The sequence below is a fragment of the uncultured Shewanella sp. genome, from assembly GCF_947495455.1.
Taxonomy (GTDB): domain Bacteria; phylum Pseudomonadota; class Gammaproteobacteria; order Enterobacterales; family Shewanellaceae; genus Shewanella.
Map to the genome: position 1 here is coordinate 1 of NZ_CANLZC010000001.1, position 16,204 is coordinate 16,204.

At 40.1% G+C, this 16,204-nt stretch carries 21 protein-coding genes and 1 pseudogene; 13 read left to right on the forward strand and 9 right to left on the reverse strand.

The genetic code is table 11. The features are described from left to right. Positions 1 to 283 (forward strand): annotated as a pseudogene (locus Q0791_RS00005) (IS4 family transposase); the annotation flags it as partial. Between the two features lie 87 nt (positions 284 to 370). After that, positions 371 to 1,285 carry an aldo/keto reductase gene (locus tag Q0791_RS00010; RefSeq protein WP_299001643.1) on the forward strand — a complete coding sequence of 305 codons (915 nt, stop codon included), beginning with the start codon at positions 371 to 373 and terminating at the stop codon, positions 1,283 to 1,285. An 8-nt stretch (positions 1,286 to 1,293) separates the two neighbouring features. On the opposite strand, the gene nfsA is transcribed toward Q0791_RS00010, so the two are convergent. After that, complete coding sequence (gene nfsA, locus Q0791_RS00015) at positions 1,294 to 2,019, reverse strand: oxygen-insensitive NADPH nitroreductase (RefSeq protein WP_299001645.1); 726 nt, start codon at positions 2,017 to 2,019, stop codon at positions 1,294 to 1,296. A 307-nt stretch (positions 2,020 to 2,326) separates the two neighbouring features. Between nfsA and Q0791_RS00020 the strand changes: the two genes are divergently transcribed. The 3 genes from Q0791_RS00020 (at position 2,327) to Q0791_RS00030 (ending at position 3,925) form a co-directional block, all read left to right on the forward strand. Continuing rightward, the gene (locus tag Q0791_RS00020) at positions 2,327 to 2,521 is read left to right on the forward strand and encodes a hypothetical protein (protein ID WP_299001647.1); all 195 of its coding nucleotides are present in this window, start codon (positions 2,327 to 2,329) and stop codon (positions 2,519 to 2,521) included. Positions 2,522 to 2,975: 454 nt separating this feature from the next. Beyond that, entirely contained in the window at positions 2,976 to 3,260 is a 285-nt protein-coding gene (locus tag Q0791_RS00025; protein WP_299001649.1) for a helix-turn-helix domain-containing protein, read from the forward strand. 173 nt (positions 3,261 to 3,433) lie between these two features. Beyond that, entirely contained in the window at positions 3,434 to 3,925 is a 492-nt protein-coding gene (locus Q0791_RS00030) for an avidin/streptavidin family protein (protein ID WP_299001650.1), read from the forward strand. Positions 3,926 to 4,161: 236 nt separating this feature from the next. Here the strand turns inward: Q0791_RS00030 and Q0791_RS00035 are convergent, their stop codons facing one another. Beyond that, positions 4,162 to 4,845, reverse strand: a complete 684-nt coding sequence (locus Q0791_RS00035) for an NAD(P)H-dependent oxidoreductase (protein WP_299001652.1) — start codon at positions 4,843 to 4,845, stop codon at positions 4,162 to 4,164. A gap of 136 nt (positions 4,846 to 4,981) precedes the next feature. Here Q0791_RS00035 and Q0791_RS00040 point away from each other — a divergent pair, with 136 nt between their 5' ends. The 7 genes from Q0791_RS00040 (at position 4,982) to Q0791_RS00070 (ending at position 10,278) form a co-directional block, all read left to right on the forward strand. Next, positions 4,982 to 5,878, forward strand: a complete 897-nt coding sequence (locus Q0791_RS00040; protein WP_299001653.1) for a LysR substrate-binding domain-containing protein — start codon at positions 4,982 to 4,984, stop codon at positions 5,876 to 5,878. A 465-nt stretch (positions 5,879 to 6,343) separates the two neighbouring features. Then, positions 6,344 to 6,700 (forward strand): hypothetical protein, encoded by a 357-nt coding sequence (locus tag Q0791_RS00045; RefSeq protein ID WP_299001654.1) that lies wholly within the window; start codon positions 6,344 to 6,346, stop codon positions 6,698 to 6,700. Between the two features lie 824 nt (positions 6,701 to 7,524). Continuing rightward, positions 7,525 to 7,881 (forward strand): carboxymuconolactone decarboxylase family protein, encoded by a 357-nt coding sequence (locus Q0791_RS00050; protein WP_299001656.1) that lies wholly within the window; start codon positions 7,525 to 7,527, stop codon positions 7,879 to 7,881. Beyond that, a complete protein-coding gene (locus Q0791_RS00055) occupies positions 7,881 to 8,390 on the forward strand; it encodes a VOC family protein (RefSeq protein WP_299001658.1) in 510 nt (169 codons plus the stop codon). The genes Q0791_RS00050 and Q0791_RS00055 overlap by 1 nt, the downstream gene beginning before the upstream one ends. A 2-nt stretch (positions 8,391 to 8,392) precedes the next feature. Next, positions 8,393 to 8,839, forward strand: a complete 447-nt coding sequence (locus Q0791_RS00060; RefSeq protein WP_299001659.1) for a DMT family transporter — start codon at positions 8,393 to 8,395, stop codon at positions 8,837 to 8,839. Further along, complete coding sequence (locus tag Q0791_RS00065; protein ID WP_299001661.1) at positions 8,836 to 9,285, forward strand: DMT family transporter; 450 nt, start codon at positions 8,836 to 8,838, stop codon at positions 9,283 to 9,285. The genes Q0791_RS00060 and Q0791_RS00065 overlap by 4 nt, the downstream gene beginning before the upstream one ends. Before the next feature lie 69 nt (positions 9,286 to 9,354). Next, positions 9,355 to 10,278, forward strand: a complete 924-nt coding sequence (locus Q0791_RS00070) for a LysR family transcriptional regulator (RefSeq protein ID WP_299001662.1) — start codon at positions 9,355 to 9,357, stop codon at positions 10,276 to 10,278. A 102-nt stretch (positions 10,279 to 10,380) separates the two neighbouring features. Here Q0791_RS00070 and Q0791_RS00075 read toward each other — a convergent pair whose 3' ends face one another. Then, on the reverse strand, positions 10,381 to 10,629 hold the full coding sequence (locus Q0791_RS00075) for a DUF465 domain-containing protein (RefSeq protein WP_299001665.1): 249 nt from the start codon (positions 10,627 to 10,629) through the stop codon (positions 10,381 to 10,383). A gap of 256 nt (positions 10,630 to 10,885) precedes the next feature. Here Q0791_RS00075 and Q0791_RS00080 point away from each other — a divergent pair, with 256 nt between their 5' ends. Then, complete coding sequence (locus Q0791_RS00080; protein ID WP_299001667.1) at positions 10,886 to 11,038, forward strand: hypothetical protein; 153 nt, start codon at positions 10,886 to 10,888, stop codon at positions 11,036 to 11,038. A 117-nt stretch (positions 11,039 to 11,155) separates the two neighbouring features. Here the strand turns inward: Q0791_RS00080 and Q0791_RS00085 are convergent, their stop codons facing one another. The 6 genes from Q0791_RS00085 to Q0791_RS00110 all read right to left on the reverse strand — a co-directional run bounded on the left by Q0791_RS00085 (position 11,156) and on the right by Q0791_RS00110 (position 16,124). Continuing rightward, the gene (locus tag Q0791_RS00085; RefSeq protein ID WP_299001669.1) at positions 11,156 to 12,373 is read right to left on the reverse strand and encodes a carbohydrate porin; all 1,218 of its coding nucleotides are present in this window, start codon (positions 12,371 to 12,373) and stop codon (positions 11,156 to 11,158) included. 55 nt (positions 12,374 to 12,428) lie between these two features. After that, a complete protein-coding gene (locus tag Q0791_RS00090; protein WP_299001671.1) occupies positions 12,429 to 13,727 on the reverse strand; it encodes a glycine betaine/L-proline ABC transporter ATP-binding protein in 1,299 nt (432 codons plus the stop codon). Further along, the gene (locus Q0791_RS00095) at positions 13,720 to 14,619 is read right to left on the reverse strand and encodes a proline/glycine betaine ABC transporter permease (protein WP_299001672.1); all 900 of its coding nucleotides are present in this window, start codon (positions 14,617 to 14,619) and stop codon (positions 13,720 to 13,722) included. Before Q0791_RS00095 ends, Q0791_RS00090 begins: the two co-directional genes overlap by 8 nt. Positions 14,620 to 14,630: 11 nt before the next feature. Continuing rightward, a complete protein-coding gene (locus tag Q0791_RS00100; RefSeq protein WP_299001674.1) occupies positions 14,631 to 14,774 on the reverse strand; it encodes a hypothetical protein in 144 nt (47 codons plus the stop codon). Continuing rightward, entirely contained in the window at positions 14,767 to 14,937 is a 171-nt protein-coding gene (locus Q0791_RS00105; RefSeq protein WP_299001676.1) for a hypothetical protein, read from the reverse strand. The genes Q0791_RS00100 and Q0791_RS00105 overlap by 8 nt, the downstream gene beginning before the upstream one ends. Positions 14,938 to 15,119: 182 nt before the next feature. Beyond that, complete coding sequence (locus Q0791_RS00110; RefSeq protein WP_299001679.1) at positions 15,120 to 16,124, reverse strand: ABC transporter substrate-binding protein; 1,005 nt, start codon at positions 16,122 to 16,124, stop codon at positions 15,120 to 15,122. Positions 16,125 to 16,204: the final 80 nt, after the last annotated feature.

The following is a 16,204-nucleotide window of genomic DNA, read 5'->3' on the forward strand; positions in this document are numbered from 1 at the left end:
AGCAATTGAATACTCAAACTCTAAAACGCTCCTAAGATATGACAACTTATTACTGGTAGCCGCACTAGCTTTATTTAGTCTTTGGTGCATAGGTAAAGCTGCGGTAATGAAAAATATGCAGCGAACATTACAAGCCAATACAACGAGGTACAGGCCTGTGTTGTCGATCATTTATGTCGGTCGGGAAGTGATAGAAGATGAGCGGTACGAAGTGACTTTGGAAGAATATAGTTATGTGCTGTATAACTTGGCTCACTTCACAATCAGTATTCATTGTTTATGAGCCAGAAAAGTGGGGATCCCTCAGTCACGGGTATATAAAGTGTTACTGGGATCCTTTTATTATGCAAATTGAAATAGGTAATTCGCGATGACAACTAAATTGGAACGGGTATTGAAAACGCCGATGCAATCTAATGGGTTGAATCTTTCTCATTTCGTGCAGGGATATTGGCGTTTAGATGAGTGGGGATTATCTGCTCAGGAATGTTTGTCTTTCATTCAATCACATTTAGCACTTGGGATCAGCAGTGTGGATCATGCTCATGTGTATGGTAATCCTTCTTGTGAGCAGTTATTTGGGCAGGCACTCAGGCTGAAAAAAGGGCTACGAGATGAGTTAGAGATTATCTCTAAGTGCGGTATTGTACCCAGCCAAGGTGATAGTATCGGGCATTATAATTTTAGTCAAAAGGTGATTTTTTCTCAGGTGGAAAATTCATTAAGGCTATTGGGGACTGATCACCTTGATGTATTGTTATTACATAGGCCCGATTATTTGATGGATGCAGATGAAGTGGCTAACGCTTTTTCGCTATTAAGACAGCAAGGAAAGGTCAAGCATTTTGGCGTCTCTAATTTTACTGCCGCGCAATTTTTATTACTTCAGTCACGTTTAGATTTTCCTTTAGTGACGAACCAAATTGAAATGAACCCGTTAAACTTAAGTATATTTGAAAGCGGAATATTAGAAGAGTTGCAAAGAGTGGCGTGCCGCCCTATGGCGTGGTCTTGTTTAGCTGGAGGCGAAGTTTTTAATCTTGATAATCCGCAAAGTGTCAGAGTGAAGGCTGTACTTGAAACATTAGTAGAGGAATTGAATGCCGACTCCATTGAGCAAGTTATATATGCATGGATCATGCGGCATCCTTCTGATCCATTACCTATTTTAGGCAGTGGTAATATTGCTAGAACAGCGTTAGCGGTAGCGTCCCAATCATTATCACTTAATCATGAACAATGGTATCGAGTCTGGTGCGCTTCTAAGGGACAGCCAGTCCCTTAAGAAGGATTTTAGCGAGTACTGAAACCTTTTTTATTGATAAAGTCTTTCATGAAAGGCCTTGACTCTTTATTCAGCGTGGTAGTGATTTGCTCTGACCAAGACATGTCTTTAGCACCTTGAGTTCGATGACGATAATACTCTCGTGTGTGTTCGTCGTATTTACTTAAGATTTTTTTGTCTACTTTATCCTGATAGCGTTCTTGGTGGACCACAAGACTCTGTGGTAATCGCGGTTTTATTTCGGGGTTTTGATCAGGATAACCTAGGCATAATCCAAAAAGTGGAATGACATGAGAAGGCATAGCTAATAGATCGGAAACTGCTTGAGGATTATTTCTTATACCACCAATATACACGCCTCCTAATCCTAATGATTCGGCAGCCAGTAGCGTATTTTGTGCCATCAGTGCGGCATCGATAGCGCCTATTAATGTTTGCTCTGTAAAGCCTAATTGAGCATCTGGATTAATTTGTTTATGGCGATTAAAGTCGGCACAAAATACGAAAAATTCGGCGGCTGATGCTACATACTCTTGTCCGCCGGCTAATTGGGTCAAGGTTTTTCGACTGTCTGTTTCTGTGATTCGAATGATACTCACACATTGGATAAAGCTAGATGTGGAAGCCGCTATTGCACAATTTAAAAGGGTAGTGAGTAATGACTCATCAATGGCTTGTTGAGTAAATTTTCGTATTGAGCGATGTGCAAGGATAGTGTCAATGGTGTGATTCATAGCAGGCCTTATTGTGATCGTGAATTGTTCAAAACCAATAAAAATATGGGAACAATAATCATTTCATTTATGATGGAAATCAATATATGACGCTTAACCTTATTTTTCAATCATATTGAGATTAGTATAAAAGTATTACTGTGTTTTGTATTTATAGCCATTTGGATAGGAATGTATTCATACTTTAGCATGATGTTGTGTTATGGTTGTTCGTGTAACCTTGTTTAAACATACTGATTACATATGGTTGGCGTTCATTATGTATTTACTCCTTTTTTATATTTTATATCGTTGCCGGATTTTGATTATGTTAATGACATTAACTTGGGTTGGCGTGTCGCTATCTTCATTGTTAATTCCTGACAATATGATGCCTTCGATGATAAAGGGGGCGGGTATGGTACACAGTTTCTCTAAGACAAAATCTGCAGAAAAAAATGCTGAGGCAGAAGTGGTTATTGAGCAATTTATTTTACAAGAGGGTGTTAACCTAGATAGATAACGTTAGTATATCTGAAATATTGCTCGTAAAAAATAGTGTTAATTTTTGTCATATTAAGCATAAGGTGAGAGGTAATAAAATGATAATAACAAGTGAGTGATAGTCATATCACGCAATAGAACCATTCAGTATTTATCAAATTAGCCCATGGATTGTCAGTCACCTATCATAATAAAAATGTCTTTTAAGGCATAGGGCATCATGTTTAGTCGCTTCTCATCAATTTGACCATTTATTGGCTTTCTAAAGTGGCCCTTTCTCGCGCAACTAAAGTCAATACAAGGCATAAAACTAACGGTCATAGTGGTGATCATGAAATATCGTAAGAAGTTTAGATGCTTTTTATTGATCCTATGGAATTTTTTTCGTTATCTGTCAGTTTTTCATTTTAAATTGCGTGAATATTGTGTAAGTTTGTAGCGTAAATGTTAACGGGAACGTGTGAGAGGGAATTTTGGAGAAAAAAATAAGAGAGGATCTAACTTATTGTGAAATGATCATGATGAAGGAGTTACTTTCTGAGCGAGGAGGGATTGTCAGTCGTGATCGTTTGAGTATGGCGGCATTTGGGGAGGTTTTTAATAAACATAATCGACGCATTGATGTGCGGATCAGTCGGTTACGAAAAAAACTGCCTCTTAATCAAGACGGCAAGTCTAAAATCAAATCTGTGAGTGGCGAAGGCTATGCGTATATTGATGATGACTGGTTGTCTCAACATTTAGGGCAACTTGATTAAAAAGCCATTTATTTAATATCAATGGTATAAGACGGTTCAAGTCACTCAGTATGGATTCTGATAAAGCGGTTTAAGTGAATTAAATCGCTTGTATTTCTTTTCTATTAAATCATTCAATACATACCAATAACGCCTATAATTCTAGAGTAGCATGTACTTCATGGAAGGAGATAATGATGAAACACTATTTTTATATGCGATTTCTTACCCCTATATTGATCTTTCTGCTTAGTGGTCAGGTGTATGCCGAGCCTGTTAAGCCCTCTAGTCCAACATGTCAGCAATTAAAGGGAGAATGGATCAATGAATTGGGGTCGAAGTTAAACATAACGAGCGTTGATAGAAAATCAGGACAATTATCGGGGACTTACACGTCCCCTTCAGGTACTTCGGGTAATAGTGTTGCTATGATTGGCTGGATGAATGCCAAACCATCGCCAGCCAAGACAACGAAGGAGAGTCCCACTTTAAGCCGTATGGTGGTGGTATCATTTTCTGTCAATTGGGGAGAATATGGGAGTGTGACGTCTTGGTCTGGTGTGTGTGGCGTTAAAGAAGGTGTGCCAACTATTAAAACGATATGGAATTTAGCGCGCACAGTGGACAGCTATGATTGGGATCATATCATCACTAATAGTGATACTTTTATTCCTAAAAATAAATAATATTTTTTATAGGGCATAGAAAAGCCTCAGTGTATGAAGCTGAGGCTTTATGGCCCTTAGGCACAGAACGGAAGTGAATCGCTCTTACTAAACTTTAGTCTAATTCTGTAATAGGTCAAATTGACTATATACCTCCTCTTTACTCGCTATGGAAACTGATAACAAGCTAGTTTCAGGCCGCTTTGAAAATATAACTTGCACTTCAAATGCGGCGATTCTTAGCAGTACTCAGGGATCTAGACTGATCTTTGTGAGGGTTGACGAGTCAATTTATTGACTAAAAGCTTTATTTCTTTATAGGCGCGCTTGAGTGATGCTTGATGACGTTCATCATTAAATTCTTGGTATTCTGCGCGAATAGTGTGCATACTTTCGGCGCCTAAATAATGGCTGAGGGTTTCAATATGTGGATGTAAATGATCCATTTTTTCTCTTAACCCACCAAGTTCAAAGCCAAACTCACCACTGGATGTGATCAGCACTAAGCGTTTGCCTGACAGTATAGGATTAAGTGGATAGTCACCTCGGTTTAAATTAAAACTGAAGGTTTTATCAATGCGGATCACTTGATCAAACCAAGCTTTGAGCGTGGCAGGCATACCATAGTTATACATAGGAGTGGAGAGTACTATGGTATTGGCTTGAATCACTTCATCAATAAGCTTATTGGATAGCGATAATATTGCAGTTTGTGCTTGGGTTTGCTTTTCCTTTGAGGTAAATGCGGCTTCAATCCAGTTTTGATCAATGAAACCGACGTGGCTAGTGGTTAAATCGCGATGAATAAACTGTGTTTGCGGCAATTGATTTTGCCACAATGTAATAAAATGTTGAGCGAGTGTTCTTGAAATGGATGTTGAACGATTCTCTTTAGGAGAAAGGGGGCGTGCGCTTGTATCGATATGAAGAATAGTGCTCATATATCCTCTAACTGATTTTTATTAAAGGGGGAAAATGGAATAACTCGATACTGAATGAAAAGTGTTAAGTTGACAAAAGATGAATATTTTATTATAGATGAGATTTATTCATCTATGAATTAACCTGAGTGTGTTTATGTTTTCTCATTTACCGCCGTTGAATTCAATTCGCGTATTTGAAGCTGCAGCAAGGTTGTTGAGCTTTAAGTTGGCAGGGAAAGAATTGAATGTCACAGCAACTGCAGTGTCTCATCAAATTCGCGCATTAGAAGACAAATTAGGAACTTTACTTTTTGAGCGTAAAACCCGTGCGATTGAATTAACTCAAGAAGGGCAACAATTGGCTAAAGTGGCACATCAGTCGTTGCAACAATTGGCGGGCGTATTTGGTGATATTACGTATCAGCAGTCAGTGTTGACGGTCAGTACGACGTCATCTTTTGCCGCGCAGTGGCTGGTGCCCAAATTGGCCTCTTTTTATCAGAGTCATCCGAACATTAAAGTGGTGGTAAAAACAGGTGAAACTTTAGATGATTTATTAAAAGATAGGCGAGTGGATGTCGCAATACGATATGGGTCAACAGACAGTAGACAGGCTCATACTAAGACATTGATCACAGAGCGTATTGGTATGTTCGCGACTAAGACTTATTTAAATAATCAGCCAAATTTAGCGGCGGCAAGCTTAATTGAAACAAGATGGAAAAACCCTGATCTGCAACCGATAACTTGGCAAGGTTATTTTCAAGCACAAGCGGAATATGATAAAGGCCATTCTAAGTTGCTTAAAGTGCGATCTTTTGATCAGGAACAACAGGTCATTCAAGCGGCGTTAGCGGGGCAAGGAGTGGCATTGGTGAGTGAACTTCTGATAGAAAATGCGTTACAACAAGGTTGGTTAGTTCCACACCCAGAAGGTGAAGTGTTGACAGGGCTGAGTTATTCATTAGTGAGTTCGCCACATCATCAAGACAGTGCTAAAGTGCGTTGTTTTAAAAATTGGTTAATAGGCACGTTTGCTTCGCAGCAGTAAAAAGCGAGTGAAGCATTAAAGTGAATAATGAAATGGGAATATGCTATGACGATTTGTACAAGCTCACTTTATCGTTAGCAGATCAATGTTAACGGTGCGACCGTACTGGCTAATTTGTATGAGTTATATTCGCTTTCACGGCCTTTAATTTCACTACCTACATTCTATTTTACATTGTGCTTGTAACGGCCCAGTTGTCTTTGATATGCGTTGTTTTATTGAATTAAATTTGGTTTTATTAATATTTTTAGTAGGTTAATGCTACTTTTTTAAAGCAAGCTGCTTGTTTTATTTACATTTAGCTTGTATCTTGCAGGGTAATCACTGATGGAATTCTGAGCTTTAATCCTTAATAGTATGAAGAGTGAAGAAATGATGGGTGAGACAGGGTGTCTTAAAAAGGCTAAATAAAGGCCAACTATTAAAAAGAAAATGGAAATATTTAAGTATTTATTTTGGATTTTAGTGAGTTACCTCTTTATAACGCTTTGCTTTAGAGGCTATTGGTTAGTGAGAGACCGCTATTTTCAATTAAGTTGGTTTGGTGAGTGGCTTATTGCTCTTTTGAGTTGTATGGGGGTGTTTGGCGTAGCTTATCATACTCCAATATTAAATCAGGGTGTTTGGTGGTTTGTACTGGCATTAATTTTTATCACTTCTTTTTTAAGATTACGTAGCTCAAGTTTACAAACACAGTTAAAGCGGCTTACTAAAAAACAGTTATGCTTTGTTTACTGTTTAATGGTGTTATTTACTGCACCACTTGCAACTGGCGTATTGTTTAATGCGGCTAACCTGACAGGGATCTGGTCAAACAGCTGACAAACCATTTAAAATAGGGCTAATACCAATTCTACTATATAAGTGATCTTTCAGCGGGAATTCAACATGCTGTAGGCAAGGCGGATGATTGAAGCTAACAGTGATTCTATATCGAAAACATCTAACGTAGCATAAAGTATGTTGAAACCCGCACAAAGTGAGCTTCTCAGACATTCCACTTCAGCGTTGCATTCATTTGAAAGGGATCACCATTACAGCATAAATGCGTCTTGAATTGAAAAGCCTGAGAAGCTCTGAATTGATCATCTATATAATAGAATTGGTATAATACAACTAATAACAAAACGGGCGAGAGTCAAGACTTCCATCATTATGTTATCGAATATGACATAAACACAAAATAGTGAACGCCCTCGGTTTATTACCGCTATCGACATTCTATAGTTTTCGTGTACTTATAATCGCTTTGTTATTTTTTGAAATAAGCTATTTGCTGTGTTTTGAGATGTTATTTACGTCAACGAAGGCAAAGTGTGAAATCTGAGCGAGTACATCATTCAGCTCTGCATTTGAATGGCACCTGAGTGATACATTTACTGGCCATATGCCCTGCGTATATCAGGGTGAATGTTCGTGTTATTGCATGCATTATTATCATTTCTTTTATGCCGTTACTCTTGTTTATTATTTGAACCACCCTTTGTTTTCATTTATTCAATTAACTCATCTGTAGCACTTGTGCGATTTTTGCATAAGTGATTTGCGGCTTGATGGGTGTTTCAACCCGCGTTTTTCTTTAATAATGCTTCCCACGTTAGAGAGCTGTTTTATACAGCCTGTGAATTGATATCGAAGGAGTTTATATGAAACCGTTAGCCAATGCCGTGTTAGATGATGCAGAACTCATCGAGGGATTAAAATCAATCCATCCAGCATGGGGAGATTTTACCGTGCGTGTGGCGGGTGAAGCGTGGGCTCAACCACACATAGATCAAAAAACCAAGGCATTAATTACCATTGCGCTAGATCAAATGGCATTGAATGTTAGCAGTGAGGGGAGCCCTTTTGCAGCTCATGTGGATATGGCATTAAAGCAAGGCGCAACTTATGAGGAACTCGAAGAGCTGATTATTTTTAGTTCAGTATATACCGGGTTTAATAAGGGGGCGACGACTATGGGTGCCTTGAATAAATTACGTCATGAACGAGGAGATCGATAATGGCTATTCCAGGATTAAAAAAAGTGGATCATGTTGGTTTTACCGTGCCTAATTTGAATGAAGCGATTGCTTTTTTTCAGCAGCACTTTGACTTTGAATTATTGTATGAGTTTGGCCCATTTAAATCAGATGATGATTGGATGGCAGCGCATTTAAATGTACATCCTCGCGCAGAAGTGAAAAAAATTGCCGTGATGAATGCACATAATATCAACCTTGAAATATTTGAATATGCCGATAATATTCCGCGTAATAAACAGGTTCCAAGTAACGCTGATATAGGGGGTCATCACTTGGCCTTTTATGTGGAGGATATGGACAGTGCCGTGGCTTATTTGCATGAACATAATATCAAGGTATTGGCTAAGCCTACCGAGTCGACTGACGGCCCAACAGCAGGAGAAACGTGGGTATATTTTTTAACGCCTTGGGGCATGCACTTAGAGTTTGCGACCTATCCCAATGGTAAAGCATATCAGCGCCAAGCTGCTGTTAAAGTGTCTCGTTAACCATGTATATTGTTTATATTTTGTGTGTGGCCCTAGCAGGTATGGGCCTATCAATTGAGGCGGGCCTGTTGGGGCCCTTAGGTGAGCAAGTGGGGCACCTGTGGGCCAGTTTTAGTATTTTTAGCATAGGAACATTGATTTTATTATTATCGCGTTTGTTTATTTCTCGAGGACGCACTGCTAGAGAGCCATGGAGAAATGTGCCTAAATGGCAATTCATTGGCGGATTTTTAGGCCCTATTTATGTGGTTGTGTTAACACTGGCGACACCGACTTTAGGCGTGACCATGACGATGATAGGCGTGCTCTTTGGTCAAGTGACGAAAAGTCTTGTGATTGATGTTTATGGTTGGTTTGGCATGTTAAAACAACCGATTAATCGGTTACGCATTTTGGGCATGTTTTGGGTTGTCCTTGCATTGGTGTTCACCTATATGGGAGCGAAATGATGATAGGGTTAATGTTATTGGCCGTGTTATCTGGCATGGCACTGAGTACACAAGCGGCGATAAACAGTCAGTTAGGCAAGAAAGTGGGCATGCTGGATACCGCCCTGGTGACGTTTGGTTTTGGATTGATTATTAATGCCGTCTTAATTGCCTTCTTTGAAGGTCAACATAAAGTGAGCTTGTTGGCTGTGCCTAAATGGCAATTAATGGGGGCCTTATTTGGTATTATCTATATTCTAATGATGGTGGTAGCTGTGCCTAAAATAGGGGTTGCCATTGCGACAGTGACGATTATTTTTGGGCAGATGAGCATGAGTTTAGTGATTGATACCTTTGGTTGGTTAGGCAATACGCCAATTGCATTTAATTATTGGCGTTTATTAGCCATTATGTGCATTGGGTTGGCGTTAGTGAGTATTTATTTATCAAATAAAAGACTTGAATAATCTATTAAAAGTCGAGCAGAAAATGGTTTAAACTATTGTTTCAAGTAAATGGATAATTGAAAGATCACTATGAATTATGATGTATCGCTTTTTGAAATAAAACTTTTTTTAATGACCAAGCAATACAAGAACTTTTCACAGGTTGCTCGGCTGTTAGACATGACACCTTCATCGGTGTCTCGAAAAATGGCCCAATTAGAAACAAAAATGAACACCCAGTTATTGCATCGTCATACCAGAGCCATTTCTTTAACGGATGAAGGAGTGGCTTTTGCGCGATATGGGGGTGAAATTATGCATCAATACAGTTTAGTGACGGAGCAAATTGAGCAAAATTCAAATAGCCCACGGGGATTAGTGAAGATCAGTGCCCCAGTTGCGTTTGCTCACTTACATATTGCGCCTTATATTCCCGAGTTATTATCTCGCTATCCTTTGATTAAGTTAGAGATGCAGCAAACCGATAGTTTTGTGGAGCCTGTCACTGAAGGCATTGATTTACTTATTCGAATTGGCGTCATCAAAAACTCTTCTATGCGAATGAAGCGATTTGCGACTCAACATTATGTGATGGCTGCAAGTCCTTCCTATCTGAAACGCTACGGTACACCGCATTCGCCAGAGGAATTAATGGAGCATAACTGCCTTGTTATTAAAGGGATAAATGGATTACAACCTTGGTATATCGGTAAAGATAAACCATTGCCTTATCATGTGACAGGGGCCTTTTATTGCAATAACGCCGATACACTGGTGTCGACAGCTATTGAAGGCGGAGGCATTATTTTATTTCCAACATGGTTAATTGGTGATGCATTAAAGGCTGGTAAATTGGTGTCTATTATGAATGACTATCAATTATCGACCACCACAGAGGCACAAACGATTAATGCCCTGTATCTTGATACGCAAATGCTAGCACCTAAAGTGAGGGTGGTGATTGACTTTTTATCCCAAAAATTTGGCTCGCCTTGTTACTGGGATAAACGTTAACTACTGGTGATTATTCCCCGCTATGATTGTCAGAAAACACGTTAATCTTAACGGGGATGAGGGGAATGTCGTTTAGCAATCTGTTTGTTATTATTTTTGTCACTAGGTTTGCGTTTGTGCTTTCATTTTCTCATAGAGGGCATCTTTCAGTACTGAGCGTTCGTGTTTGAGTTGGTGCATAGTGTCGTCGCTGACGGGAGAGTCTTTGAGCTCTAATCGTCTAATTTCAAGATCAAGTTCATGATAGCGGGCAGCTTTGTCAGAGAAATCTTTATCTTCGCTATTGAGGGCTGAAATGGCATCTCGGTATTCAGGAAAATCAAAAATAAGGGCGTGACTTTCTCCTAACATAATCACCTCTTTGATTGTGGTATTGAACCTTGATTGATGGGGATGGTCTTTTTCTAGAGTATAGATCTCAGAGAGTCATTTTGCGTGTAAAGGCACAATAAATGCGCATTTTTTTGTTAAACCTAAAGTCTAAAGTGGCGTAAATGCGTGTTCGATGCCACAAACTTGAAAAACATTTTTTGCCAAATCAACGCCGATGCATAGAATCAAAAATAATCCTGAAAATCGGCTTCTCTATTATAATAGATTTACATTAGTGACAGAATTACCGGGTAATGCTGCATTTGATGCCTCTAAAGAAAATATCGCTGAAATTGATAAGTATGCCATTAAAATGATTGAGGAAAATAAATCAGAGTTAGATGTATTAGTTGATTTAATTAAGAAGGTAAAATCCAATCAGCATTAATAGTGAATATGGACTATTTAATGATTAAATGCGACTGTAAAATAATCAACCTTCATATAAAGGCTGATAATCTTTAATATTGTTATGGAATAAATATTAAATGTTTAATATTAAGTGTTAAAAATAATAACCTAAGTTAATATTCACTCTTTTGTTAACGCCGCCATCACCCGCCATTGAGCCGCCGATAAAAGGTTGGTTTTCGGCAACAACAAAATCAACATAAGTGTATAGATCGCCTGCGGTAATGGTGATACCAGTAACATTCATAAAGGTATCGTCAAGATTGGCCGATTTATTGGTGATCAGCGAATAATCATTGTAAAAGGTAAGGTTAGAGATTGGGCCAATATTGACAGGTAGGCTGTACGCCACGTTAGCCATGTAGCTGGTGGCCTCGGCGGCAATGGTATCATAAAAACCATAGGCCGCCACGACCATACGTTCTGTGTCCATGCCGTCGACATCGAATTGGTATTCAGTGAACTGTAATTTAACATTCCAGCGGTCATAGTTGATCACACCATGAAATGCTCCAGCCATATTTTTTCCATCGGTACCATTTTCTATGGCTAATTGACCGGCTTGAAGCGAGCCACCGAGTTCCAGTGAGAGGTCATCAAATATAAAATCGTGAGTATATCGCACGTTGACTGTGTTGGTTTCACCTGCGGCGTAACCTGCACTGGGCGCGTCGTAAATGTCTTCACCGGGTAATCGAACGCCGACAATATTGTAAGAATAACTGTCAGTACGATCAGAAACATAGCCATCGAGTCCACCGAGCTCATCATTTTTAAAGAAAGCCAAATCAAAGCGATTTTTATCACTTTTATAAGTGTAATTTAGGCCTAAGTCATAATCGTCTTCTAATCCAAGATAGAAATTAGAGCTGAAAAAGAAGCTGTTCGATGCCCAAGTTAAAATACCAAAAGGGACTTGGGTCACTCCAATTTTGCCTTGTTGTTGTTCAGTGAAGTTGTAACCCACCCAAGCATGCTGAACCACATTCATGTATTGATACCAACGATATTGGGCTGAAAAAATCATTTCCTCAAAGCTGCCATCAATATCGAGGCGAAAAACATCAAAATCCATGTCTCCACCACGATCTTCATTCTTTGAGTTATAGTCTTCATAAGAATATTGGAACCGCGCGGCGCCACCAAATTCAACAAAGTTACCTTTATTGGCATCGACTTCTTCATTGCCTGATTCTAGTTTTTCGATACGGGCTTTGAGCGCTTTTATTTCATCATCGACTTCACTTGCATTGACTGTAGTGCACAAAGTCATCGCAATGCAAAAAATGGCTGCGGGGTAACGGATCATCATTTATCCTTCTTTTTTGATAGGCTGATTAAATGGGGTGTTTGTTTTATTTTTCTGCTTATTTTTCGGTATTGGTGTCGTCATCAGTTCCATCAATGCCTGCTTCGTCGTCTTTGTAAAAATCAGAGAGCACATCGGCGAGGTGAGTTCGTGACAGCTCTCCTTGCAAGTCGCCTTCCGCATCGATAACGGGCAGGGGTAAGTTAGACTCCATGGTGGCGGGAATAATACTTTCAAGTTGTGCATCTTGTGAGATGGGAGTGATAGCTTCAACTTGAAAGTCCTCCATTGGGGCATCTTCATCATGTTTAACGGCGTGTTCTAATGCGCTTTGGCATACAACGCCTTGAAAACCCTCATCAGTGACATAATAAGCATAATTTGCTGGAATTTGTTTCATCTGCTTGAGTGCATCTCCTATGGTATCTGCGGTGAGGCGATAGGCGGGTGGCTTCATAACCGTTTCAACGGTGAGGGCCCGTGGACGATTGACATCTTTGACAAAGGCCTCAACATAGTCGTCAGCAGGGTTAAGCAAAATATCAACAGGCTCTCCCACTTGGACTAAGTGACCGTCTTTAAGAATGGCGATTCTGTCTCCAATACGCAGGGCTTCATCGAGATCGTGGGTAATAAAGATAATCGTTTTATGAAGCGCTTGTTGTAGCTCCATAAGTTGATCTTGCATCTCACTGCGGATCAAAGGATCAAGGGCTGAAAAGGCTTCGTCCATGAGCAGAATTTCTGCATCTGTGCACAAAGCTCTAGCGAGTCCGACACGTTGCTGTTGTCCGCCAGACAGTTGAGTGGGGTATTGTGCTTCATATCCAGCCAGACCAACGGTTTCAAGCCATTGTGTGGCTTTGGCATGGCGCGTGGCTTTGTCGACCTTTTGAATATTGAGTCCATAGGCGACATTATCCAGCACATTTTTATGGGGCATTAATCCGAATCGCTGGAACACCATTGCCATTTTGTGACGCCGAAATTGTTCTAATTCTTTATTGTTGAATTTCATCACATTCACACCTTCAACCAAAATCTGGCCATCAGTGGGATCGATAAGTCGATTGAAATGACGAATTAAAGTGGACTTTCCTGAGCCAGAGAGTCCCATGATGACAAAAATTTCACCTTTGTGAATATCAAGGTTGATGGCTTTAAGTCCGAGGGTATGGCCTGTTTTAGCGAGAATGTCTTCTTTAGATAATCCTTCTTTAACCAAAGGCATTACCTTGGCAGGTTTTTTACCAAAGATTTTATAAAGCTCTTTAACTTGAATGAGCGGCTGTTTTTTTGGTGGCTGACTCTGTGTGGTTTGATTCTGTGTCTTTGAATGGAATGATTGTTCAGTCATGATGCGCACCTTGAATGTGTTGCTGAGATCGTTTCGCATAAGCTTGAGAAGTACGATCAAAAATAATCGCTAAAGCGACGATGGCTAAGCCATTAAAGAGTCCAAGTGTGAAGTATTGATTAGTGATGGACTTAAGTACGGGTTGGCCTAAGCCTTTTACACCAATCATGGAGGCAATGACTACCATGCCAAGTGCCATCATGATCGTTTGGTTGATCCCTGCCATAATAGTGGGTGAGGCGAGAGGAAGCTGTACGCCCAATAATCTTTGTATTGGATTGGCACCGTAGGCAGTGGCGGCTTCGAGCACCTCTTTATCGACCAGCCGAATGCCAAGACTGGTCAGTCGAATGACAGGTGGAATGGCATACACCACGACAGCAATGACGCCTGGCACTTTACCAATGCCGAGCAACATGACTACGGGGATCAAGTACACAAAAGCGGGCATGGTTTGCATCACATCTAAAATAGGGGTAACTAAGGTTTGAGTGCGATTACTGCGCGCCATCAAAATACCAATAGGGATCCCTAAGAGAATGGCGATAAGGGTGCAAACGGTAATAATGCTTAAGGTACGCATGGTATTTTCCCACATTCCTAAGTAACCGATGAGGAGAAATGACAATACAACCCCCAAGGCCAGTTTCCATGAACGGCCTGTGAGATACACAAAGACGGTAATGCAAAGCAGAACAGCCCACCAAGGTGATTGTACTAGCAGTTTTTCAAACCAAATGAGAAAGCTCAGTAGTGGATCGAAAAAAGATTCAATGGCATCACCATATTCACGAGAAAAATCACGAAAGCTGCCGTCTAAATATTTACGTACGGCTAATAAGGTGTCGCGATCCATTTTAGGAAATGTATTTTGCCAAGAAAAATTAGCCATGGTGACCTCTATTATTGGTTTTTATAGGGGGTTAATGGATTGGGAACAGTATAATCACGAAAGCTGCTGTCTAAATATTGACGTATGGCTAATAAGGTATCGCGACCTATTTTTGGAAATGTAGGAAATGTATTTAGCCTAGAAAAATCAATCATGGGTACCTCTGTGACCTCTATTATTGGTTTTAATAGGGGATAATAGATTCAGGCCTGTATTATCACTCAAGCTGCTATTTAAATATTGACGTGTTGCTAATAAAGTGTCGCGGGCCATTTTAGGCAAGTTAGGAAATGTATTTAGCCAAGAAAAATCAGTCATGGGTACCTCTGTGACCTCTATTATTGGTTTTTATAGGGGATAATGGATTGTGAGGCCTGTATCATCATTCAAGCTTTCGTCTAAATATTGACGTGTCGCTAATAAAGTGTCGCGGGCCATTTTAGGTAATTTAGGCACTGTATAAAAAATGAGGCACATTTGGCCTCATTCTTCATGGTAAATTACAGGTTTTTAACCGCTGATTTGACTTTGTTTGCCACATCTTGGGGGAGCCACTGAGCCCAGATCTCTTCATGTTCTATGAGGAAGTTTTCAGCAGCGGTTTTTCCATCGGCTTGATTATCTTCCATCCAAGCGAGTAAGTTGTTCATTTGTTTATTGGTAATTGAACGTTTTGATAAATAAGTGAAGGCTAAGGGAGAGCCTTTGGCAAAATCGCGAGTGGTGACGGTTTGGACTAGTGAAGGGGGATACATGGTGACTTTGGGATCGGTGCAGTCTGCTTTGGAAATGCAGTTTTGGTATTCTTTGACATTGATGCCACTGCCAAAATCAACTTTAACCATTTTGTATTTTCCTAATATGGCCGTGGGAGCCCAATAATAGCCGAACCACGGCTCGCTATGCTCATAAGCTCGCGCGATAGAACCCGCTAAGCCTGCTCCTGAGCCCGGATCGACAAGTTCAAATCCGGCTTGTTGAAGTTTAAGTGCTCGAAAGAGATTTTCTGAAGTAATTTGACATCCCCAGCCTGCTGGGCAGCCATAAAAAGCCCCTCGATCAGGGTTTTCATGATGTTCAAAAAGCTTAACTTTGGCCTTAATGCCTTCGATGGTTTTTAAACTTGGATCTTTATCGACCATGTATTTGGGAATCCAAAAACCTTCTTCGCCACCATCTGATAGTGACTTACCAGCAATGATGATCCGTTTATCTTTTAGTCCTCTATCAATCAGTTCTTTAACATTATTGCTCCAAAGTTCAGGGGCGATATCTGGTTCCCCTTTTTCAACCATAGAGGTGGTGGTTGGCATAGTATCACCCGAGATTAACTGCGCATCACAGCCATAGCCTTTTTCTAGAATAAAACGATCTATATTGGCAATTAATGAAGCTGAGCTCCAGTTCATATCTGCGATGGTGACTTTGCCGCATTGCGCTTGGGCAAAAACAGAGTGTGTTGCGGTACTGAGCAGTAATGCGCTAATCAAAATGAGACTTTTCATAAGAGCTCCGTGATAGAGGTGAGGATCTTTGGGGCCTTATCTATCACTCATATCGTTAGAGTTGAAATTAACTGTTGTGT